The 20495-nt window shown below is 36.8% G+C and carries 20 protein-coding genes; 7 read left to right on the top strand and 13 right to left on the bottom strand.

Annotated elements, in window-relative coordinates:
• The first annotated feature begins 45 nt into the window (after positions 1-45).
• A complete protein-coding gene (gene ftsZ / locus ACT9TX_RS01830; RefSeq protein WP_481336495.1) occupies positions 46-1887 on the top strand; it encodes a cell division protein FtsZ in 1842 nt (613 codons plus the stop codon).
• A gap of 210 nt (positions 1888-2097) precedes the next feature.
• On the opposite strand, the gene ACT9TX_RS01835 is transcribed toward ftsZ, so the two are convergent.
• A complete protein-coding gene (locus ACT9TX_RS01835) occupies positions 2098-2808 on the bottom strand; it encodes a hypothetical protein (RefSeq protein ID WP_481336496.1) in 711 nt (236 codons plus the stop codon).
• Between the two features lie 711 nt (positions 2809-3519).
• Here ACT9TX_RS01835 and ACT9TX_RS01840 point away from each other — a divergent pair.
• From ACT9TX_RS01840 to ACT9TX_RS01855, 4 genes are all read left to right on the top strand, one after another.
• Positions 3520-4467 (top strand): DUF6998 domain-containing protein, encoded by a 948-nt coding sequence (locus ACT9TX_RS01840; protein ID WP_481336497.1) that lies wholly within the window; start codon positions 3520-3522, stop codon positions 4465-4467.
• 415 nt (positions 4468-4882) lie between these two features.
• Positions 4883-5368 carry a hypothetical protein gene (locus ACT9TX_RS01845; protein WP_481336498.1) on the top strand — a complete coding sequence of 162 codons (486 nt, stop codon included), beginning with the start codon at positions 4883-4885 and terminating at the stop codon, positions 5366-5368.
• A gap of 386 nt (positions 5369-5754) precedes the next feature.
• Positions 5755-6681, top strand: a complete 927-nt coding sequence (locus tag ACT9TX_RS01850) for a TIGR01777 family oxidoreductase (RefSeq protein ID WP_481336499.1) — start codon at positions 5755-5757, stop codon at positions 6679-6681.
• 61 nt (positions 6682-6742) lie between these two features.
• Positions 6743-7111 carry a hypothetical protein gene (locus tag ACT9TX_RS01855; protein ID WP_481336500.1) on the top strand — a complete coding sequence of 123 codons (369 nt, stop codon included), beginning with the start codon at positions 6743-6745 and terminating at the stop codon, positions 7109-7111.
• A gap of 72 nt (positions 7112-7183) precedes the next feature.
• Here ACT9TX_RS01855 and ACT9TX_RS01860 read toward each other — a convergent pair whose 3' ends face one another.
• The 5 genes from ACT9TX_RS01860 to mnmC2 form a co-directional block, all read right to left on the bottom strand.
• Positions 7184-7390 (bottom strand): hypothetical protein, encoded by a 207-nt coding sequence (locus ACT9TX_RS01860; RefSeq protein WP_481336501.1) that lies wholly within the window; start codon positions 7388-7390, stop codon positions 7184-7186.
• A gap of 160 nt (positions 7391-7550) precedes the next feature.
• Positions 7551-8114, bottom strand: a complete 564-nt coding sequence (locus tag ACT9TX_RS01865; protein ID WP_481336502.1) for a hypothetical protein — start codon at positions 8112-8114, stop codon at positions 7551-7553.
• A 164-nt stretch (positions 8115-8278) separates the two neighbouring features.
• Positions 8279-8857 carry a porin family protein gene (locus ACT9TX_RS01870; RefSeq protein WP_481336503.1) on the bottom strand — a complete coding sequence of 193 codons (579 nt, stop codon included), beginning with the start codon at positions 8855-8857 and terminating at the stop codon, positions 8279-8281.
• A gap of 422 nt (positions 8858-9279) precedes the next feature.
• A complete protein-coding gene (gene gyrB, locus ACT9TX_RS01875) occupies positions 9280-11247 on the bottom strand; it encodes a DNA topoisomerase (ATP-hydrolyzing) subunit B (RefSeq protein WP_481336504.1) in 1968 nt (655 codons plus the stop codon).
• A gap of 266 nt (positions 11248-11513) precedes the next feature.
• Positions 11514-12179: a tRNA (5-methylaminomethyl-2-thiouridine)(34)-methyltransferase MnmC2 gene (gene mnmC2, locus ACT9TX_RS01880; RefSeq protein ID WP_481336505.1), complete on the bottom strand. Its 666-nt coding sequence runs from the start codon at positions 12177-12179 to the stop codon at positions 11514-11516.
• Between the two features lie 44 nt (positions 12180-12223).
• On the opposite strand from mnmC2, the gene ACT9TX_RS01885 reads away from it, so the two are divergent.
• Positions 12224-12829: a DNA-3-methyladenine glycosylase family protein gene (locus ACT9TX_RS01885; protein ID WP_481336506.1), complete on the top strand. Its 606-nt coding sequence runs from the start codon at positions 12224-12226 to the stop codon at positions 12827-12829.
• Positions 12830-12922: 93 nt separating this feature from the next.
• Here the strand turns inward: ACT9TX_RS01885 and ACT9TX_RS01890 are convergent, their stop codons facing one another.
• The 5 genes from ACT9TX_RS01890 to rny form a co-directional block, all read right to left on the bottom strand.
• Positions 12923-13921 carry a lytic transglycosylase domain-containing protein gene (locus ACT9TX_RS01890; protein WP_481336507.1) on the bottom strand — a complete coding sequence of 333 codons (999 nt, stop codon included), beginning with the start codon at positions 13919-13921 and terminating at the stop codon, positions 12923-12925.
• 46 nt (positions 13922-13967) lie between these two features.
• The gene (gene gatA / locus ACT9TX_RS01895) at positions 13968-15398 is read right to left on the bottom strand and encodes an Asp-tRNA(Asn)/Glu-tRNA(Gln) amidotransferase subunit GatA (protein WP_481336508.1); all 1431 of its coding nucleotides are present in this window, start codon (positions 15396-15398) and stop codon (positions 13968-13970) included.
• A gap of 42 nt (positions 15399-15440) precedes the next feature.
• On the bottom strand, positions 15441-15635 hold the full coding sequence (locus ACT9TX_RS01900; protein WP_481336509.1) for a Sec-independent protein translocase subunit TatA/TatB: 195 nt from the start codon (positions 15633-15635) through the stop codon (positions 15441-15443).
• Positions 15636-15777: 142 nt separating this feature from the next.
• Positions 15778-16131 (bottom strand): 50S ribosomal protein L19, encoded by a 354-nt coding sequence (gene rplS, locus ACT9TX_RS01905; RefSeq protein ID WP_379014198.1) that lies wholly within the window; start codon positions 16129-16131, stop codon positions 15778-15780.
• Between the two features lie 114 nt (positions 16132-16245).
• Positions 16246-17805, bottom strand: a complete 1560-nt coding sequence (gene rny / locus ACT9TX_RS01910; protein ID WP_481336510.1) for a ribonuclease Y — start codon at positions 17803-17805, stop codon at positions 16246-16248.
• A 438-nt stretch (positions 17806-18243) separates the two neighbouring features.
• Here rny and ACT9TX_RS01915 point away from each other — a divergent pair, with 438 nt between their 5' ends.
• Positions 18244-18921, top strand: coding sequence for a YiaD family glycine zipper/OmpA-like lipoprotein (locus ACT9TX_RS01915; RefSeq protein ID WP_481336511.1), 678 nt, complete (start codon positions 18244-18246; stop codon positions 18919-18921).
• Between the two features lie 152 nt (positions 18922-19073).
• On the opposite strand, the gene ACT9TX_RS01920 is transcribed toward ACT9TX_RS01915, so the two are convergent.
• Both ACT9TX_RS01920 and ACT9TX_RS01925 read right to left on the bottom strand, forming a co-directional pair.
• Positions 19074-19493, bottom strand: a complete 420-nt coding sequence (locus ACT9TX_RS01920; RefSeq protein ID WP_481336512.1) for a pepsin/retropepsin-like aspartic protease family protein — start codon at positions 19491-19493, stop codon at positions 19074-19076.
• A 40-nt stretch (positions 19494-19533) separates the two neighbouring features.
• Positions 19534-20217 (bottom strand): hypothetical protein, encoded by a 684-nt coding sequence (locus tag ACT9TX_RS01925; RefSeq protein ID WP_481336513.1) that lies wholly within the window; start codon positions 20215-20217, stop codon positions 19534-19536.
• Between the last annotated feature and the right edge of the window lie 278 nt (positions 20218-20495).

A 20495-nucleotide genomic window follows, 5' to 3' on the forward strand; every position in this document is an offset into this window, starting at 1 on the left:
AAAGAACAAGAGATATTTACTTTACTAATCCGTAATTCCGAAAACATGATTCATTTTGATTTGCCTAAACAAAAGTCCTCTATCATCAAAGTAATTGGTGTAGGTGGTGGCGGTAGTAACGCCGTAAACTTTATGTTCAATCAAGACGTAGAGGGCGTAGACTTTATTGTTTGTAATACCGATGCTAAAGCCATAGAGCAAAGCAGAGTTCCTAATAAAATACAACTAGGGCCATACCTTACACAAGGTTTAGGTGCAGGTGCAAACCCAGAAGTGGGTAAAAAAGCTACCGAAGAAAGCCTAGAAGAAATTAAAAAGATACTAGAGGTTAATACCAAAATGGCCTTTATTACTGTGGGTATGGGGGGCGGTACTGGTACTGGTGGCGCACCTATTATTGCACAGATTTGTAAAGAGCTTGGTATATTAACCGTAGGTATTGTTACCACGCCTTTTGGCTTTGAAGGTCCACGTAGATTGGCACAAGCAGAAGAAGGTATTAAGCAATTAAAACCACACGTAGATACTTTGCTAGTTATTAGCAACGACAAGCTACGCATGCAATATGGCAACCTTAAAATGAAGGAAGCATTTGGTAAAGCGGATAATGTATTGGCTACTGCTGCTAAATGTATTACCGACATTATCAATAGTCGTGGACATATTATTGTTGACTTTGCTGATGTATGCACTGTAATGAAGAATGGTGGTGTAGCAATACTTGGTAAAGCAGAAGTAGAAGGTGAAGACCGTGCACAACGTGCTATTGAAGAAGCATTGGCTTCACCATTGCTAAACGATAACGATATTAAAGGTGCTAAATGGATACTCATCAACATTAACAGCGCTGAAGGTGATGACGAATGTACCATGGACGAGCTAGAAGTAATTAATAGCTACTTGCGCATGCAAGCTGGTGAAGATGCTGATGTAATTGTTGGTATGGGTTACGATAACTCACTTGACAAGAAAATTGGTATCACCCTAGTAGCTACAGGCTTTGATGCTAAAAATCCATTTAGCAAACCAGCTAAACCAGCAGCACCAAAACCAGAAAAGATTGTGATGACTTTGGGCTTAGAAGGTGAAGAGAAAAAACTAACTCAGCCAGCACCGTTGCCACAATCAACCATTCCTTTTGTAGAAGTTGACCCTTTTGCACCTCGCTTACAAGAAGAAGTAACCGAAGCACCAACTGTGTATGCAGTAGAAGCGCAAGCAACTGAAACTTTGGTAGATAGCTATAACGATAATGAAGTGCTACACTTTGAATTAAGCACTACTATTTCTGATGATTTTGTAGCACCAAAACCAGTGGTAGAAGAGCCTAAAGCACCAGTGATAGATGAAACATTACAGTTTGTAATGACTGAGCGTAACTCTGGTATTTTAAACAAACCGGCCAATATTTACGCTGAGCAAAAACCATTTAAATCTTGGTTGCAAGAAGAAATAAAAGCGCCTGAAACACCTACTGAAACACCAGCACCAGCGCCTATTTATAGAGGGCCTGTGTTTGAATTTGAGAAAGAAGAGGAAGAAGCGCCAGCACCATTTGAGTTACACGAAAAGCCAACAGCACCAGTACAAGCTATTGCAGGTGGTGTGGGTGGTTTTGATGACTATGATGAAGCAGAAGACCAACGTAGAAGAGCCCAAGAGCGCATACAAAAACTACGCAACCTTAGCTTTAACATGAACAGTTCAGATGCTAATAGCGACTTTGAAACCGTACCTGCATATATTCGTCAGAAGATGGAATTATACGGTAATGCGCTTACTAGTGCAGAAAACTTTTACAGCAAATACACTGTGGGTAAAGATGAGAATAACAACACCAACATTTCTAGCATCAATACCTTTTTAGATGGTAAAAGGCCAGACTAGTTATGTATATTCGATAGCCCACTGTTGACAATCGACCGCTGACAGTGGGCTTTAAAATATAAAATCCCGAAGCGTTTGTTTCGGGATTTTTGTTTTACTAAGTGTGTAGCAGTTTGTATTGATAGTAGACAGTCCATAGTCGATGGTCCACAGTCGATGGTCAATAATCATTTTACTATGGTCTATCGTCTATCGACTATGGTCTACCAACTATTTCCCTGCATCTGGTGTCTCATCTTCATCGCTGCTGCTTGCAGCAAATAGCAAACTAAAATCAAAGTACGATTGGCATTTTTCTGCATCAGGCCAGTAAGTGTCGCCTATTTTATACATCAGTTTCATTAAGGCATCTTCTACAGGTTGGCGGCTGTTAATGACATCGCTTTGTAGGCTTTTTACCTTGGTTTTACCCTTGTTTTGTTCTTTAATGGCGGCCTCAATGGCAGTTTCGTAACCTGTAAAAATATCTGCAAAAGCTTGCCCACCTAGCTGCGCTTTGTATTCGGTAGCCTTGGTAGCAATGCGATGGCTAATACTCAAAATATTGGCACGTGTTAGTCGGCTCATTTCTGTTAAGCCTGTGGGCAAAAACTCAATATAAGTAGCCGTACCTTCAGGAAATACGCTTGCCAAAAAGTTGTATTTGCTACGCACCGTATCGGCAAATTCTTTGGTAATGGTATCTAAGCTTTTGGTTTTACCCTTGCGCTCAGCTTTGGCTACGCCCTTGGTTTCGCTTTTGCCAAAATAGGTATCGTGGCTAGCTTGCAATGCCGCTATATGCGCATCAAACACATTGCCAGGGTTGCTATTGTTTACCGCTGCAATGACATTGCGGGTAAATACTTGTAGGCGAGCGTCGATGATGCGAGGCACATCATATAGGTTGGTAAAGAACAGTTCAAAAGTTGATTTGTACATTGTTTACATTTTTTAGTAAATGAATAAATATGGTTTACTAAAGCTAAAAAACGATTTTTATATAAACAAATATTATCTGTTTCGTTTGCCTTTTTTTAAGAAAAATTTAATTAAAAAGACTAATAAATGCCCTTGATTTGTGTAAATACATAGAATTGCTAACAATGCCTTGTAATAGAAAGTAAAAACAATGCAACAATTAACCCAAGGCTTTAGCCTTTGGGGTAACCATAGAATATACTGGGCTTTAGCCCAAGTGCTTATTTGCTACAAGAACTATGGCTAAAGCCATGGTACTGACTGCTCTGCCCAAGGCTGAATCCTTGGGTTAGTGATTTTGATAAATGAAACATACGGTTGTGGGCTATCTAACTAATTAGATAAGGCAAAACATACGGTTGCAGACTACCTAAACAATTATATAGAGCAAAACTTACGGTTGTAGACTATCTAACTAATTATATAAGGCAAAACTTACGGTTGTAGACTATCTAAACGATTATATAAGGCAAAACATACGGTTACAGACTATATAACTAAGGCTGCGCCAACAATACAAAATGTATAATGGTTGCATTGACGCAATAACAATACAATAAATATAATGCTAAAACCTTGGTAATCAATAGTGAAATTTTAGTTGATGTTGTGGGTAGTAGCGTCTATTTTTGTGTTGGGCGTAAGCTTAAAAGACCCTTACACTTTTAGACAATGTTTACAAAACAACAAGAAACTTTACTTGACAAATTTGCTGACCTTAGCGACAAACTTTTTGACCTTGGAATTATTTCTACAGATAGTTTCACAGGAGAAATAGGCGAATATGTTGTATGCAAACATTTCAAACTAAAAAAGTCAAATCGTGTAACAAGAGCTGTTGATGGAGTTTGTGAATTAGGCAATAATTATCAAGTTAAAGCCAAGGTTGTATCAAACAACAATTTTAGTTACAACATTACAAAGCTTGACACAACTGCATTTCACTTTCTAACAGTCGTTTATTTTGACAGACAATACAACCCAATAAAAATTTTACGAATTCCTTCAAACAAAATAAAAGAAGGACAAATTTCAATCACTTCATCTCTAATGAATTCGGGAATTGAGATTATTGACAAATCCGAAATTAAAATCCCAGCAGCTGAAAGAAAAGCAATTAATGAATTTGCAAAAGCCTACGATGAACTTGAAGAAAATGAAATTATTCGTAGTAGACGAATTGTTGGTGATATTGGAGAATTCTATGCTTGCAGACGATTGGACTTAACAATTAGCGACAGTAGAAATGAAAAAGGAATTGATGCAAGAGATAATAATGGTTTGACTTATGAAATTAAAACAAGACGAGTTTATGAAAGTGGACGCAGAGTAAGTGAAACAAGAAGATTAAATAATTTAGTTGGTAAGACAGCAGATTATTTAATAGTTGTTGCACTTGACAGAAAATTTAAGTGTGCAGGTATGTGGCTAATTCCAATGCAAAATTTGACAAATCCTAAATCTGCAAATTTGAAAGTTGTAAACACAACAGTTGGGACAAAGAATTTAATACCAAGTAAAATTCATTGGTTAGAAACTGGCGAAATTTTCAATGCTCTTGCTGTAAAAAAAAAGTCAAGTCCAGACCAGTTGCACAAAAGACAATTAAGCCAACTGTAAAGAAAAAGACAGCACCAATTAAAAAGAAAATTGTAAGACAAAAAGTAGAAACGCAAAACTTTGTACACGACAATTCAAACTCTTTTAGATTAGGCTGTTTAGGCTGGACAATTATAATTTTTGCCATTTTGTATTTGCTTAGTCTTCTAACAAGTTGAGAAGACAAAAGCCTACGCCCAACATATGGTTTGGCATTATTGGGGCTTGACGAATATTGCCTCAACATTTGTTCTTTATTGTACTTCAGTTCGGGCTGGACGTTATAAATTCGGCTTTTGAATAAAACATCAGCAATATTGCAATCATTGGGCTTCGGTTGTGGGCAGACGGAATGCTAATTCCCCAACAACGCCAAGCCTTTTTCGTTGGCTGCAAGCATATTACATAACAATTAAACAGACATAAATTTAACATTATGACAGAATATAAAGTAAAATCAGACGACAGAAAGAAATTTAGTTTTACAAACAACGACAATTTAATCGGCGATTTGATATATGAACAACGATATAACCTAAAATCTGATATTTCATTAGCAAATGGTTTGAGTTACCACTTTGAGCCAAAAAGCGACTCAGCAATGACAGTTGAACTCAAAGACAACGAAAGTATTTTATTGAACTTTAAAATGAATTCCAAAGGAAATATAACAATAACCACAAAGCTTGAAAACATTGAGAACCATTATATTTTAAAACATACAGGTGTTTTTAAAAGTACATATACTTTGGTAGACAGCGAAGAAGAAGGACTTTTAGTAATTCAAACCGACTTTAAGTGGGACAAATTTAACCAGGATTACAATATTTCTACTTCGGACACATTTGACAAATTTAAAAATAACGACATTCTATTATTGACAATGATTCATTGCATCAACTACTATCAATATGTATCATAACGACATTTCGCCGTTGTTGGTATGTCGGGCAGGCAAATGTGTATAAGCATACCAACAACTTCTAATTTGCATTTTTTAACTAATTACTTCTTTTGTTGTTGTTCGAAGACACAACAAGTGCGATAGAACTTTGCGCCCTTTGCCTTCTTTGTTCTTTTGCGTGAAATATATCTACGCTACAATAAAGCCCCATAAAGTACAGAACGTACAAGTGTAGATGCTTCGTAAACTCAGCACAGGCTACACAAAAGAATAATAGTACTACTACAGCTGGTAACATAAATATCTTTCTAAGCATCGTTAGATGCTTCCTTCGTCAGCATGACAATTTGTTGTTGGTACAACTATCCCTGCGCATCTTTGTTGGTATAACAAAACTGATAGCAATGGCAACGGTGTTAATAACAGGCGGTACTGGTATGGTGGGGCAACATTTAATGGAATTGTTGGTGGTGAAGGGTTACGATGTAATTATTGTGAGCCGTGGGTCTAGTAAGATGCGCCCTCATGCTAAGGTGAGTCATGCGCAATGGAATATTGATACGCAGGAAATAGATGCGGATGCATTGGCAAAGGCTGACCATATTATTCACCTAGCTGGTGCTGGTGTGGCAGACAAACGCTGGAGCGCTGAACGCAAACAAGAGATTGTAGATAGTCGTACTAAAAGCAGTGCTACGTTGGTAACGGCTTTGGCAAAACTGCCTAACAAAGTACAAACGGTGGTAAGTGCATCGGCAATAGGCTGGTACGGTGCAGATACGGCTGCTAGCCTAGCCAATGGCTTTGCAGAAGATGCACCTGCTGACACTGAGTTCTTAGGCGAAACTTGTAGGCTGTGGGAAAAAAGTATAGAGCCTGTAACACAGCTAGGCAAGCGCTTGGTAAAGTTGCGTATAGGTATTGTGCTTAGCAATACAGGTGGTGCATTGGTAGAGTTTAAAAAGCCATTGAAATTTGGTATAGCAGGCATACTAGGTAGTGGCAAGCAAATGATTAGTTGGATACATGTAGAAGACCTGTGCAAGCTATTTGTATATGCCATAGAACAACCGCAAATGCAGGGTGTGTACAATACGGTGGCAAGTAAGCCCGTTAGTAATAAAACACTAACACTTACCTTGGCTAAAATACTGCGTAAAAGCTTTTTTATTCCGTTGCATGTGCCAGCATTTGTATTGAAAATAATGCTTGGCGAAATGAGTATTGAGGTGCTGAAAAGTGCTACGGTAAGTAATAAGAAAGCATTGGCAGCAGGCTTTAAGTACGATTATACAACAATAGACGCTGCGTTAGAAAACTTGAAGAAGTAATTGTAACTTAATTTGGTGAAAAGCGTTAGAAAACTATCTTTAAACAAACAAAACAAATATGATGATGAAGAAAATAATGCTTTTAATAGTGCTAGTGCTTGGCTTTGGTGTAGCTAGCTATGCGCAACAACAAGACACCACATTAGCACAGTATGTAGGTAAGTATGTATTTCCATCTGGCAGTGTAATAGATGCTGTAACAGTTACACTTGAAAATGATGCATTGGTAATGAATTCTAGTGCGGGTTCTTCTGCCTTAAATAAAGAAAGTGAGGACTTGTATATAATTGTTGCTTTTCAAGGTAAAGCTTTATTTAAAAGAGACAATAACAAGAAGATAGTAGGCGTAAGTATTAACGCCATGGGTTATCAGCTTGAAGGGACTAAAGAAAATAGCCTAGCGATAATGGCTAGTGCTTTAAAGCGATAATACTCTCGATATGGTACTAACTAAAAAAGCTATCTTTTTGGGATAGCTTTTTTATTGTAAATATGGTTGTAATTAGAAACCTTTTTTAGCAACACCATCAGCGATAGCTTGTAAAGCTTTTGCTTCGCCTAAAATAGCTGCCATTTTGTTGCCTTTACCATCATGACCACCAGCCATATAACCACCCTTTGCAGTTTTGGTAATAACGGCATCTTGCATTGGTACATTTTTTTCTTTTGTCTTTAAGCAGTATGCTTTAAGCATTTTACTTGTATCCATTTTGTTTCAGTTTTAATGCCTGTAACGTGTAGGCATTGGTTAGTGAATAAATTAGTAGCACAAACTACAGGTTTATTTGAGAATATGGCAAAAAACTGTGTAAAAATTAATCCACATTTCTATATTGGGCAATGTGATTAATTATATGTTGCGGCTAGCTTTAAAACTTGTAGAACAGTTTTACGCCAAATGCGGTTACATTAGTTACACCTACAGCAGCAATAGTTGGGTCATCATTTTTAAGCGCCGATGAAGAATAGATGGCTAATAATTTAAGTTGCTTAAAATTGTAACCTATTTGTGGGCTGTACGAGAAACCGCCGCCAGAACCATAATCTTTAGTAGTATAAATACCGTAACCTGCACCTGCACCAACCTCAAAATTATTGACGGTATATCTACCGCCTACTAAAACGGGTATTAAATTCAATTTGGGCGACTCTACCTGAACAGAATAAGGGATGCCCGAAATTGTACCAGAATAGGTAACAACTTTACCCGAAAAAACAGAGAAACCACTTTGCCCAAAAAGTTGAAATTTATCGTTTAAGCTGTAGCTAATTTCACCTTCTGCACCAAAGCCAGTTTTGTAATAATCGGCATTTTCGCCAGTAGGCGAATACACAACTGGGCCAACTGCAAATTGCCATTTTTTATCGCTTTGCTGCGCCATAGCAGCTGTAATGCCTAGTAATAGTACACATGCAAGTAATGTTTGTTTCATACTGTGTTTATTTAAAAAATTGATTAGCAATGATACAAATTGTTTGTTTCGAAATCCTTTTTAATAATTCCAAAAAGCGCCCTTTTTATTTGTTTAGTACTTAGACAAAAAAGACCATCGAATGATGGTCTTTTTTGTTAAAATTATACATTGCCTCTGAAAAATTATTTAGGTCCAAACACATAACCAATTGTAAAAGTAAATGCATTGTTTTTTGTAGTAGCGCCACTGTTAGTATCTTTATCAATATTTGATAAGCCTACTAAATATCTAGCAGAAAAGTTGATGCCACTAGAAAGAGTATAATCTGCACCAATTGCTGCGCCAAAGTCTGTACTTTTAACTTGATCTTTTACATCTTGGTCATTAGCTTTAGCAGAGAGTAAAAATCCAATTTGTGGGCCTGCATAAGCTGCTAAGCCATTGGCAAATTTATATTTAGCCAATATTGGTAAACTGATGTAATCAAGTTTTGCTTTATCGCTGCTTACTTTGTAACCCATACCTGAATATAATAATTCTGGTTGCAGGGCAAATTTTTCACCAATTGGAATAACTGCGAAACCACCTGCTGTTAATCTTGCTAAAGAGCTTGGTGATACTGAAACACCAGATGCTTTGACAGAAACGTTTGCTAAGTTAACACCTGCTTTAATACCGAACTGAACACCCTCAGATGATAATTGTGCATTTGCTGCGAAACCTGCGATAGCCAAAGCGGCTAACAATACGATTTTTTTCATGTTTTAGTTCCTTTTTATTTTATTAAAGTGCAATAGTAATAACAGGTTATGTAAATAGCAAATAATTAAAGAGTTTTTTTTTATTTTCTTAGCCACACATAAATATTAATAATATTATTTTGTGTTTGACTTGTTTATAAATTTATTATACAAATAAATAAGATAGTATTCATAGAATTGAAATTTGCTTAAATCTAATATCTTTCGGTTGATTTGTTTTTACTAGGGGTTTCACAGATAGCCAATCGTTTAATATATTAAATTTAACTTTTCCTCATTTTAACTCTATTGTTATTTACTAGAATTTGTTTACTACTCGAATAGAGTAGCCATTAGCACTTCTTCTAAAGCAAAAACCCCTCGAAAGGTTTAACGCTTTCAAGGGGTTTTTATAAATATATAGGTGTCTTACTTTTTAACTACTAAACATCAATTTTTGCGTATTTAGCGTGCGTTTCAATAAAGTGCCTGCGTGGTGCCACTTCATCACCCATTAGCATACTAAATACACGGTCAGCTTCTGCGGCACTTTCAATGCTTACACGTTTTAAAGTTCTACGTGCAGGATCCATCGTTGTTTCCCACAATTGGCTAGCATTCATTTCACCCAAACCTTTGTATCGTTGAATACCTACAGCACTCTCATTACCATGTCCTAATTTTTCTACCAAAGCTTTGCGTTGTTCCTCGCTATAAGCATATTCTTGCTCTTTACCCTTTTTAACCAAGTACAAAGGTGGCTGTGCTACATACACATTTCCTTGTTCTACCAAGGCCTTCATATAGCGGAAAATAAAGGTTAAAATTAATGTTGCAATGTGGCTACCATCCACATCAGCATCGGTCATAATGATGAGCTTGTGGTAACGTAGTTTGCTTATGTTCAAAGCTTTTGGATCTTCTGGTGTACCAATTGTTACGCCCATAGCAGTGAAAATGTTTCTAATTTCCTCACTTTCATAAATTTTATGTTCCATTGCTTTTTCTACGTTCAAGATTTTACCACGCAATGGTAAAATTGCTTGATAGCTTCTATCTCTACCTTGTTTTGCAGTACCACCAGCCGAATCACCTTCCACTAAGTATAGCTCACATTTTTCAGGATTACGTTCACTACAATCAGCCAATTTACCTGGCAAGCCACCACCACTCAATACAGTTTTACGTTGTACCAAGTCACGAGCTTTTTTAGCTGCCATTCTCGCCTGTGCGGCTAAAACTACTTTGCTAATGATATTCTTAGCCTCACGTGGGTTTTCCTCTAAAAATGCCTGTAATACACGGCTCACAGTGCTATCTACCACACCACTTACCTCGCTATTACCAAGTTTGGTTTTGGTTTGCCCTTCAAATTGTGGTTCAGGTACTTTTACCGAAATAATAGCACTTAAACCTTCTCTAAAGTCATCACCTTCAATTTCTACTTTCGCTTTTTCAAACAAGCCTTCTTTATCACCATAGCTTTTAAATACACGAGTTAAAGCACGTCTAAAGCCTGTAACGTGTGTACCACCTTCAATAGTGTTAATATTATTGACGTAGCTGTAAATGTTTTCTTTAAAGTCGTTGTTGTACGTTAATGCTACATCTACTGTTACATTGCTTGGCTCATCGTAACCTTCTACATACAATGTATTCGTTAATAATGGCTGACGATTTGCAGTTTTATCTAGCATTTCTACAAACTCAACAATACCGCCTTCGCTATAAAACTCAACCGTATAATCAGAACCGTCTTCATTCTTTTCTCTTAAATCGGTTAGTGTAATTCTAATGCGCTTGTTTAAGTAACCCAATTCACGTAAGCGACCTTCTAAAATTTCTTTTTTGTACACCAAGTCTTGAAAGATGCTACCATCTGGCCAAAACCTAACAGTAGTACCAGTTCTACCACTTGTACCTATTTCTCTTACAGGATAAGCTGGTATACCACAATGGTATTCTTGCTCAAACATTTTGCCTTCACGTTCTACCGTTACGTGCAATGTTGTACTCAATGCGTTCACACAACTTACACCCACACCATGCAAACCACCACTCACTTTGTAGCTGCCTTTATCAAACTTACCACCTGCGTGCAATACCGTCATTACCACCTCAAGTGCACTACGTTTTTCTTTCGTATGCATCGCTGTAGGAATACCACGACCATCATCTTTTACACTAATGCTATTGTCTTCATGAATGGTTACAAAAATATTATTACAGTAACCCGCCAAAGCTTCATCTATCGAGTTATCTACCACCTCATACACCAAGTGGTGCAAGCCCTTTACGCCAATATCGCCAATGTACATGGCTGGCCTTTTTCTCACCGCCTCTAAACCTTCTAAAACCTGTATACTATCGGCACCGTAACTGCCTTGTTGAGGATTCAATTCTTCGCTCATATTTTTTGTTCTATGCTGTTTTTAAGAAAGGGCGTGAAGATAAGGTATTTAAAGGCTTATAGGCTATTTTACTGTGCCTCATTTTCCACATTTTTAAGCCTGTGTTTTTATTTTTTGGGGATAAACTTTCGCACTACTATTTAGCACCAGTTGCGTCGCACACTGCGGCTTTTTGTAACACTTTTCAACACCCACTTTTTGCTGTCAATTTCACAATTTCACAATTCACCATTCACTTTTCACCTTTGAGCTTTCACTACTCAAACTCACTTTTTGCTTGCCCTTAGCATTTCCCATTTATTAGCAAAGCCTTTCAGTTTTTCTACAGTAAACCCAGCAGCAATCATGTTGCGTCTTACTTCGCCTTTACTGCAATATGTTACTAAAACGCCTTTTGGCAGCAGCATTTGATACATTTTCTCAAACACCTCTTTACCCCAAAGTTCAGGTTGGTCATTGGGTGCAAAAGCATCAAAATAAATAACATGAAACTGCTGATTGCTTGTTAGTTCTAGCAATGACTGCTGCAATTTGCTAAGCGTGAAGTATTTATCAAGCACAACAGATTTTTTCCATTCGCAATTATGCAATTGCTGCAATTCTTTTGTCATTTGCAATTGCTCGCCAAAGTTTAATTGTTGTGCTTCTTCAGGTAAAATAGGGTAGCGCTCTACACTTGTAAATTGGATGTTTAGATGCTGCTGTTGTGCATATTGCCAGCTTAGCAATGCATTTAAACCAGTACCAAAACCCATTTCAAAAATGTGTATTGGCGTTACATTTTGTGATGCATGCACATATCGCAAACCAGCATCTATAAATACATGTAAGCTTTCGCCAATAGCGCCACTTGTACTGTGGTAAGTAATATTTTTTTCTGGTATGGCTATGGTGGTACTGCCATCGTTCGTTATTTGGATAGCCCGTTTCATAATTGCAAATAAATACTTTTTAAAATCATCTGTATCTTTCGTCTATGGATTATGTTGCGCATTTACAAAAAGACAAAAAACTAGCTGTAACACTTAGTACTACTGTACACGAATTGCAACTACGTAAAAATATTCCTTTACGCTTAATGGCTAGCATTATGAGCCAACAACTAAGTACTAAAGTAGCGGCGGTTATTTTTCGTAGATTTTTAGAATTGTACAATGGTAAAGAACCCAAGCCACAGCAAGTACTCGATACACCTTTTGAGCAGCTAAGAGCTATTGGTTTAAGCAACAACAAAGTGTCTTATGTACAAAATGTAGCCAGATTTTGTATAGCGGAAAAAATCACCGATAAAAAGCTACAAGCTATGAGCAATGAAGATATTGTGGCTTTACTTACGCAAATAAAAGGTGTAGGTAAATGGACAGTTGAGATGCTACTAATGTTTAGCTTAGGTCGTGAAGATGTATTTGCCATAGACGACTTAGTTATTCAGCAAATGATGGTAAAGCTGTACAAGCTAGATGCAAGTGATAAAAAGGCGTTTAGAGAAAAGCTGCTTAAAATTTCCGCTAAATGGCAACCTTACAGAACTTATGCCTGCTTGCATTTATGGCGACATAAAGATGCTGTACCTGATTTATAGTAATGAACCACATAGGCACGAAGTCACATAAGAAATGAGAATGAATTGATAATATAGATTTGCTATGTGCTTATATGTCTATGTGGTACAATCTTATTTTCCTTCAAGCAGCCATCTAATACTTTCTGCAAGTATCTCTTTTTTTCTTGCTTCAAATATGGGCAACTTATCTTTTGCAAGGCGTAGTTGGTAGCTTTCACCAACCGCTAATTTCTTATCAAAATCAGGATTCCATTTGGCAAACTGTGCTAAGTCCATTTCTAAAAACTTAATTACTATTCTAGAATTGTAGCGCCCATTAATGCTAGTTGTGGTGGTATTTTCTAGCTCTTGGTCTGTAAGTGGCTGTACTATTTTGGTAACAGCATTCGCTTTAAAATCTGTAGCTTCTTGTTTGGTCATGGTGGTTAATCCGCCACTACCTTCAAACAAATAATGTGTACCAATAAACTTCTTAACGTGTGTTCTAGTTTCTTCTCTTAAAAAATATTGTAAGTCCCAAAAATCTCTACTACCACTTTTTCTTATGGCTTGTCTTACTCTGCCTGCACCGCCATTATAGGCAGCAACTACCAGTAACCAATCACCAAATTGGTCGTACAGTTCTTTCATTAATTTGGCCGCTACTTGTGTGCTTTTGGTGTAATCTGTTCTGTCGTCAATGGCACCTACACGTAAGCCAAAGCGTTTGGCCTCATAATCCATCAATTGCCATGGCCCTACAGCGCCAGCCCACGATACTAAACCACTGCGTAAATGGCTTTCAATGACGCTCAGGTACTTCATTTCTTTAGGTACACCGTATTGCGTTAATATTTGGTCGTAAAGGGCAAAATAGGGGCGACCCCATTCTTTCATTTTAGTTAATTCTTTGCCTTGCTTGCGTATGTAGTCTTGTACAAAAGGTACGGCTTTTGGGCTTAGCTGCGAGAGATACGGTTTGTTGGGATTAAATGTATCGTTGGCAAATAAACTGGTAAAACCTATTTTATCTAGGTGCAAAGTATCGGTAACTACTTGACCATAAGTATTATTTACAGCGAAAGCCACAACTAATATGAAGCAAAAATGGTAGATGCGTAACTGTGCCATAACATCTTGTTTTATTTCTTCAATAGCTGTTAGTAATTACAACTTTCTACTTGCTAATTGTTGCAGCAATGTTTAATAACGTTACTTCTTCGTAATGCCCTGTCATTATTTGTATGCCAAAAGGCATACCATTGCTATGGCTAAATAATGGTACAGAGATAGCAGGAATACCTACCAAATTAGCAAATACAGTATAAATATCACCTAAAAACATCTCAATTGGGTCATTGCTTTTTTCGCCAATTTTGAAAGCTGTTGTAGGTACTGTTGGAGAAATAATAGCATCGTAATTAGCAAAAATATTGGTGGTTGTTTGTGCCAATAATTGCCTTACTTGCTGTGCTTTAGTAAAATAAGCATCAAAATAACCAGCACTTAAAACAAACGTACCCAATAAAATTCTGCGTTGTACTTCTTTACCAAAAGCTTCGCTACGAGATTTTTTATACAATTCAGTTAAATCGTCGTCGGCTGATAATTGGGCTCGATAACCAAATTTTACGCCATCAAAGCGAGATAAATTGCTGCTTGCTTCTGCTGTGGTAAGTACGTAATAGGTAGGCACCACGTAATCAAGCATATTAAAATCAATAGCTTCTACAGTATGTCCTTGCGCTTGCAAGTCAGCTATTTTAGTGTGTAATGCTGCGGCTATTTCTGTATCTAAACCTTTGTGGTTGAGTGTTTCTTTAAAATAAGCAAAACGGTATTTTTTACTGGTATCTGCTAGTTGTTCAGAATAGTTAGGCACAGCTTTTTGTGATGCGGTGCTATCAAAATCATCTGCGCCAGCAATTACTTCAAGTACTAATGCGGCATCTTCTACATTTTTAGAAAAAATACCAATTTGGTCAAAAGAAGACGCATACGCAATTAAGCCATAACGAGATACGCGACCATAGCTAGGTTTTAAACCTACAATACCACAAAAATCTGCAGGCTGACGCACAGAACCACCAGTATCGCTACCAAGTGATACCATACACAAATCTGCCTGTACAGCAACTGCCGAACCACCTGAAGAGCCACCAGGTACTCTTGTTTCGTCAATAGCATTTTTTACAATACCATACGCAGAGTTTTCGCTACTGCTACCCATTGCAAATTCGTCGCAGTTATTTCTACCAATAATTATAGCGCCTTCAGCTAATAAATTTTCTGTGGCTGTGGCATTATAAATAGAAGTGAAATTGTCTAAAATTTTAGAAGCAGCAGAAACTTGGTGCCCTTTATAGCAGATAACATCTTTTAATGCAATCACTACACCATGCAGTTTGCCTAATGGCGCACCATTGGCACGTGCTTGGTCAAGTGCAGTAGCTTGTGCTAGTGCATCTTGTGCAAATACTTCTAAAAAAGCGTTGAGATGGTTTTTGGCTTGTATACTATCTAAATAAAATTGAACAGCAGCTGCACAAGTGGTACTGCCATTCAATAATTGTTTATGATAGTCTTTGATGCTGTTAAAACGGAACAAAGGCTAGAATAAGTTTGATGTGAGAGAGATAAAATAGTGGAATTATTTTACAGGTTCTTCCTGTTCTTTGGCTTTCATGCCTTCGTTTAATTCTCTTTTTACGTTGTCTTTAGCATCGTTAAACTCACGAATACCTTTGCCTAAGCCACGCATAAATTCAGGAATTTTTCTGCCACCAAATAATACTAACACCACTAAGCCAATTACTAATAATTCTTGGAAACCTAAATTGCCCATAACAAAAATTTTAAGACGGTAAAGTTAGTGTAAAACTGAACCCTTTGAAAGAAATAGTTTTGAAAACCTTGTTAAGACGAAACAAAAAAGCGGAAGTTTAGTATTTACTAAATCTTCCGCTTTAAAATATTTGTGAGAAAAACTATTTAACGCGTTTTTCTTGAATTCTTGCACTTTTACCAAAACGTTCACGTAGGTAGAACAATTTAGCACGACGAACTTTACCAACTTTATTTAAGATGATAGATTCGATATTTGGTGATTGGATTGGGAACAAACGTTCAACACCAACACCGTCAGAAATTTTACGAACAGTGAAAGAAGCTGTACCGCCAACGCCTTGTAATTTAATTACGTCGCCACGGAAACCTTGAATACGCTCTTTACCGCCTTCTACAATTTTATAATTTACGGTAACATTGTCACCTGCTTTAAATTTTGGATGTACTTTTTTAACTGTAAGTTGCTCGTGTACAAATTGAACTGCTGATTGCATGACTAAATTTTTTCGGACTGCAAAAGTAAGGTTGTGTTTGTAATATTCCAAAATAAAAATCCCAAATTCTTAAAATTGAACTTGGGATTTTTATTGCTATTGTTTTTAAGATACTTATCTCGCCATATTCACAGCACGTTTTTCACGAATTACTGTTACTTTAATTTGGCCAGGATAGGTCATTTCTGTTTGTATTTTCTGTGCAATTTCAAAGCTAAGTTTGTCGCTATCACCATCAGTTACCTTTTCAGCTTCAACTATTACACGTAATTCTCTACCTGCTTGTATTGCATATGCTTTTTCAACACCTTGATAGCCTAATGCTAGGTTTTCTAAGTCTTTAATGCGTTGCAAATATTGCTGCATAATTTCACGCCTTGCACCTGGTCTTGCACCACTGATAGCATCACAAGCTTGAATGATTGGCGAAATCACATATTGCATTTCCATCTCATCGTGGTGCGCACCAATGGCATTTACAATAGCAGGGTTTTCACCATATTTCTCGGCCAATTTTGCACCAAGCAATGCGTGGCTCAATTCAGTCTCTTCATCAGGTACTTTACCTATATCGTGTAGTAAACCAGCACGTTTAGCCAATTTAGGATTCATACCTAATTCAGCAGCCATAATACCACAAAGATTAGCAGTTTCACGGCTGTGCATTAATAAGTTTTGGCCATAAGAAGAACGGAAACGCATTCTACCAACCATTCTTACCAATTCTTTATGTAAACCATGAATACCCAATTCTATTACTGTACGCTCACCAATTTCAGCAACTTGCTCATCTAATTGTTTGCGTGTTTTTTCTACCACTTCTTCAATACGTGCAGGGTGAATTCTGCCATCAGCAATTAAGCGTTGTAAACTTAAACGTGCCACTTCTCTACGCAACGGATCGAATGATGATAATACAATTGCTTCAGGTGTGTCATCAACAATTAAATCTACACCTGTTGCAGCTTCTAAAGCACGAATATTTCTGCCTTCACGGCCAATAATCTGCCCTTTAATTTCATCGGTTTCTAGGTTAAATACCGATACGGTATTTTCAATCGTTTGCTCAGCAGCAGTACGTTGAATGGTTTGAATAACAATTTTGCGTGCCTCTTTATTGGCTTTCAATTTAGCATCTTCAATAATTTCTTGTTGAATAACTAAGGCTTGTGAAATAGCTTGGCTGCGTAAGCCTTCTATTAATTGTGCTTTCGCATCTTCAGCAGATAAACCTGCCACTTTTTCTAAGCGACGAATGTGCTCTTCTTGGTGTTTTTCTAGCTCAGTACGTTTTACGTTTACTACTTCAATTTGCTTGTTAAGGTTTTCTTTAATGGTTTCATTTTCCTTAATCTGCTTGTCTAGCGCAATTTCTTTTTGGTTAATGGCTAGTTCTTTTTGTTTGGTTCTCGCTTCAGATTCTACAATTTTCTTGTTGCGTTCTAAAACGTCTCTGTCATAATCGGCTTTAAGTTGTACAAACTTTTCTTTAGCCTCTAATTGTTTTTCTTTTTTTAAAGTTTCTGCTCTTAATTCTGCTTCTTTAAGCATTGCGTTAGCTTTAGCTTCGGCCTCGGCTACTTGTTGTTGTGTGTTTTTAGCGAAGATAAATTTACCCGCTACAATCCCTACTATTAGTGCAAGTACACCAATTATAATTGCTGTGTAATCCATGCTGTTGGCAAGTTTTTTTAAAAATGGTTCAAAATCATATTTCTAAATCGTCACAAGCTGTTTTTCTTCATTCAAAAACAATGCGATAGGTGCGAAGGTAATTAAATATGCTTTGTTATATAAAGTGATTTTAAGAGAAATGTTGACTTTGTAATTAGATGTTTGTGAAGTGCTTGTAAATACTGTAATAAGCAAAAAAATAGCTATCCAATTAATAAAATTAGCCTACCCGATTTTGCACGTGCATCTTGGGTAGATAAGCGCAATGTCTAGTATTGTACATTAATACAATCAGTAAAACTTGTAACAAATAGGAATGCTTATGTAATTGGCCTACTGCTTTACGCAACCACCTTTGATTATTAATTCAATAAGTGTTTATAGCCAAGTTGTAAAATACTGCGGCGGCTTATTGGTTTACATAATCAATTTATTATCATGAAAAAGGTTACAAGTATTTCTACTTATTTACTACTGGTTACATTTTTATTATTCAGTTGTGCTACGGCGAACAAATCGCAAAAAGGTGCTGTAATAGGCACAGCTGGCGGTGCAGTTGTTGGTGGTGCTATAGGCAGTTTATCTGGCCATGTAGGTTTAGGTGCTATTATTGGAGCGGCAGTAGGCGGTGTAGGTGGTGCAGTTATTGGGCGAAAAATGGATAAACAAGCTGCCGACATTCAAAAAGACTTACCAAATGCCAAAGTAGAAAGAGTAGGCGAGGGTATTGTGGTTGAGTTTAGCGATAAAATTTTATTTGGTGTAAATAGTGCTACTTTATCTACTGATTCAAAAACTAACCTAGATAAGCTAAACGCTATTTTGGTTAAATACCCTGATACCAATATTGAAATTCAAGGCCATACAGATAATACAGGTACTAATAGTCATAACCAAAATTTGTCAGAACAAAGAGCATCTGTAGTGCGTGGTTATTTAGTAAATTATGGTATCATTTCTTCTAGATTAAGCATTAAAGGTTATGGTGAAGATATGCCTAAATACAGTAATGATACTGAAGATGGTAGAATGCAAAACCGTAATGTGCAATTTTTAATTTCGGCAAATGATGCCATGAAATCAGCTGCAAAAGCAGAAGCAACAGGAACAAATTAGAATTGTATGATTCTAGAATATTAAAAAGGCCACTTTAATAGTGGTCTTTTTTTTGAGTTAGTCTGTATTTGCTAGCCTGATTTTTGAATTTATACCCGTGAATTGTACTCTTTACAAAAAAAATTACAATACATTCACCTGCTTTACTAACACTATTTCATTTTTAAAACGGCATATTCGGGATGCTCAGGATTTACGACTAAGGCTTGCCTTTGAGGATGTATTAGTACGTCCATCTCTTCCATTGGTATTGCGCCCAATAATGGTTCTGCATCGCCTTCTAATACAAAGGCGTTACATGTGGCAATTCTATTTGCAAATTTTACCATTACTGGGCCTACTGTATCATATTCTACAACCAACCCATTGGCTAATACGGCTTTACGTTTTTCTATAAAAGGTAGTTGCAGCACCGCCTGTATATTTTCATTTATGCTCATCATAAAAGCACCACTGTCTGCTAAAATATTTACGTGCATGCTTCTTATTTCATCCTCACCAATAATATTCCTACGAACCAATGCTAAATCATCAGCATTTATTAGTTCTATATCTGCATATACTAAACCCATGGTTTAAATTTTTGCTGAAATTAAGTAATTTTTCAGTGGTTTATTTTCCATCATCCTCTTTCGCCTTTCTACGAATGCGTACTATGCTGAAATCATAATATTTTTCTACAGCCGTAGTATTATCTATATGGGCTAATAGTAAATGCAACAGCACTTCGTACAAGTACACAGCTAAAGCACTGCGTAATGTTTTGCCCTCGGTACTACCTGTACTTACGTCACTTTTACTACCTAGTTGTTCACCTCGTTCAGTTTTAAAATCGGTTAAAAATTGTAAACTAGTAGCATCTCTTCCTGCTTTTAAATTGGTTTTATGTGCTGCGCAAAAGTCTGCCACACGTTGTAGTAATACAGGTGCATTCATAATGGTAATGTTGTTGTATTCAGATTTACCATTAGGAAATACCTCGTGTATTACACTTTTATTATCGTCAAATACATAGTTTACTTCTTTAAAAAGACTATCAATAAAATCTTCAAACTTGTCTAAAAGTGCATTCACGGTATCCGTATCATCTTCACGGTCAATAGTGCTTTTATCTTGGGTAGATAACCAAGCCTGATAAGGGGCTAGGAGGGCTGTTAGTTTCGTAATAAGCACATCAAACTTACCGACTTCGTTATTAGCTTTAAGGCTTTGTAAATGCGCTTCTACAAATTTGTAAAACTTACTGCTACCTACGGTAATGTGTGCAAATGGATTGCTGAAAAATTGACTAATCATAATGGTATTTTTTAGATACTAAAATACTACTTTATGATAGAATTATCTACTACTAAGTGATACGATTTTACTAACAATATGTTAATTAATGCTGTAACGTGTTACGACAACTACGAGGTTTCAAACTTAAAATAGGTAAGGTGTTATAACAACCAAGAGGTTTTAAGCTTGAATTGAGCAAGGAGTTATGACAACCAAAAGGTTTTAAACTTGAAATAAAGAAGGTGTTATAACAACCAAGAGGTTTTAAGCTTGAAATAATGAAGGTGTTGGGTAGA

The sequence above is a fragment of the Parasediminibacterium sp. HNIBRBA5674 genome (genome assembly GCF_056745525.1).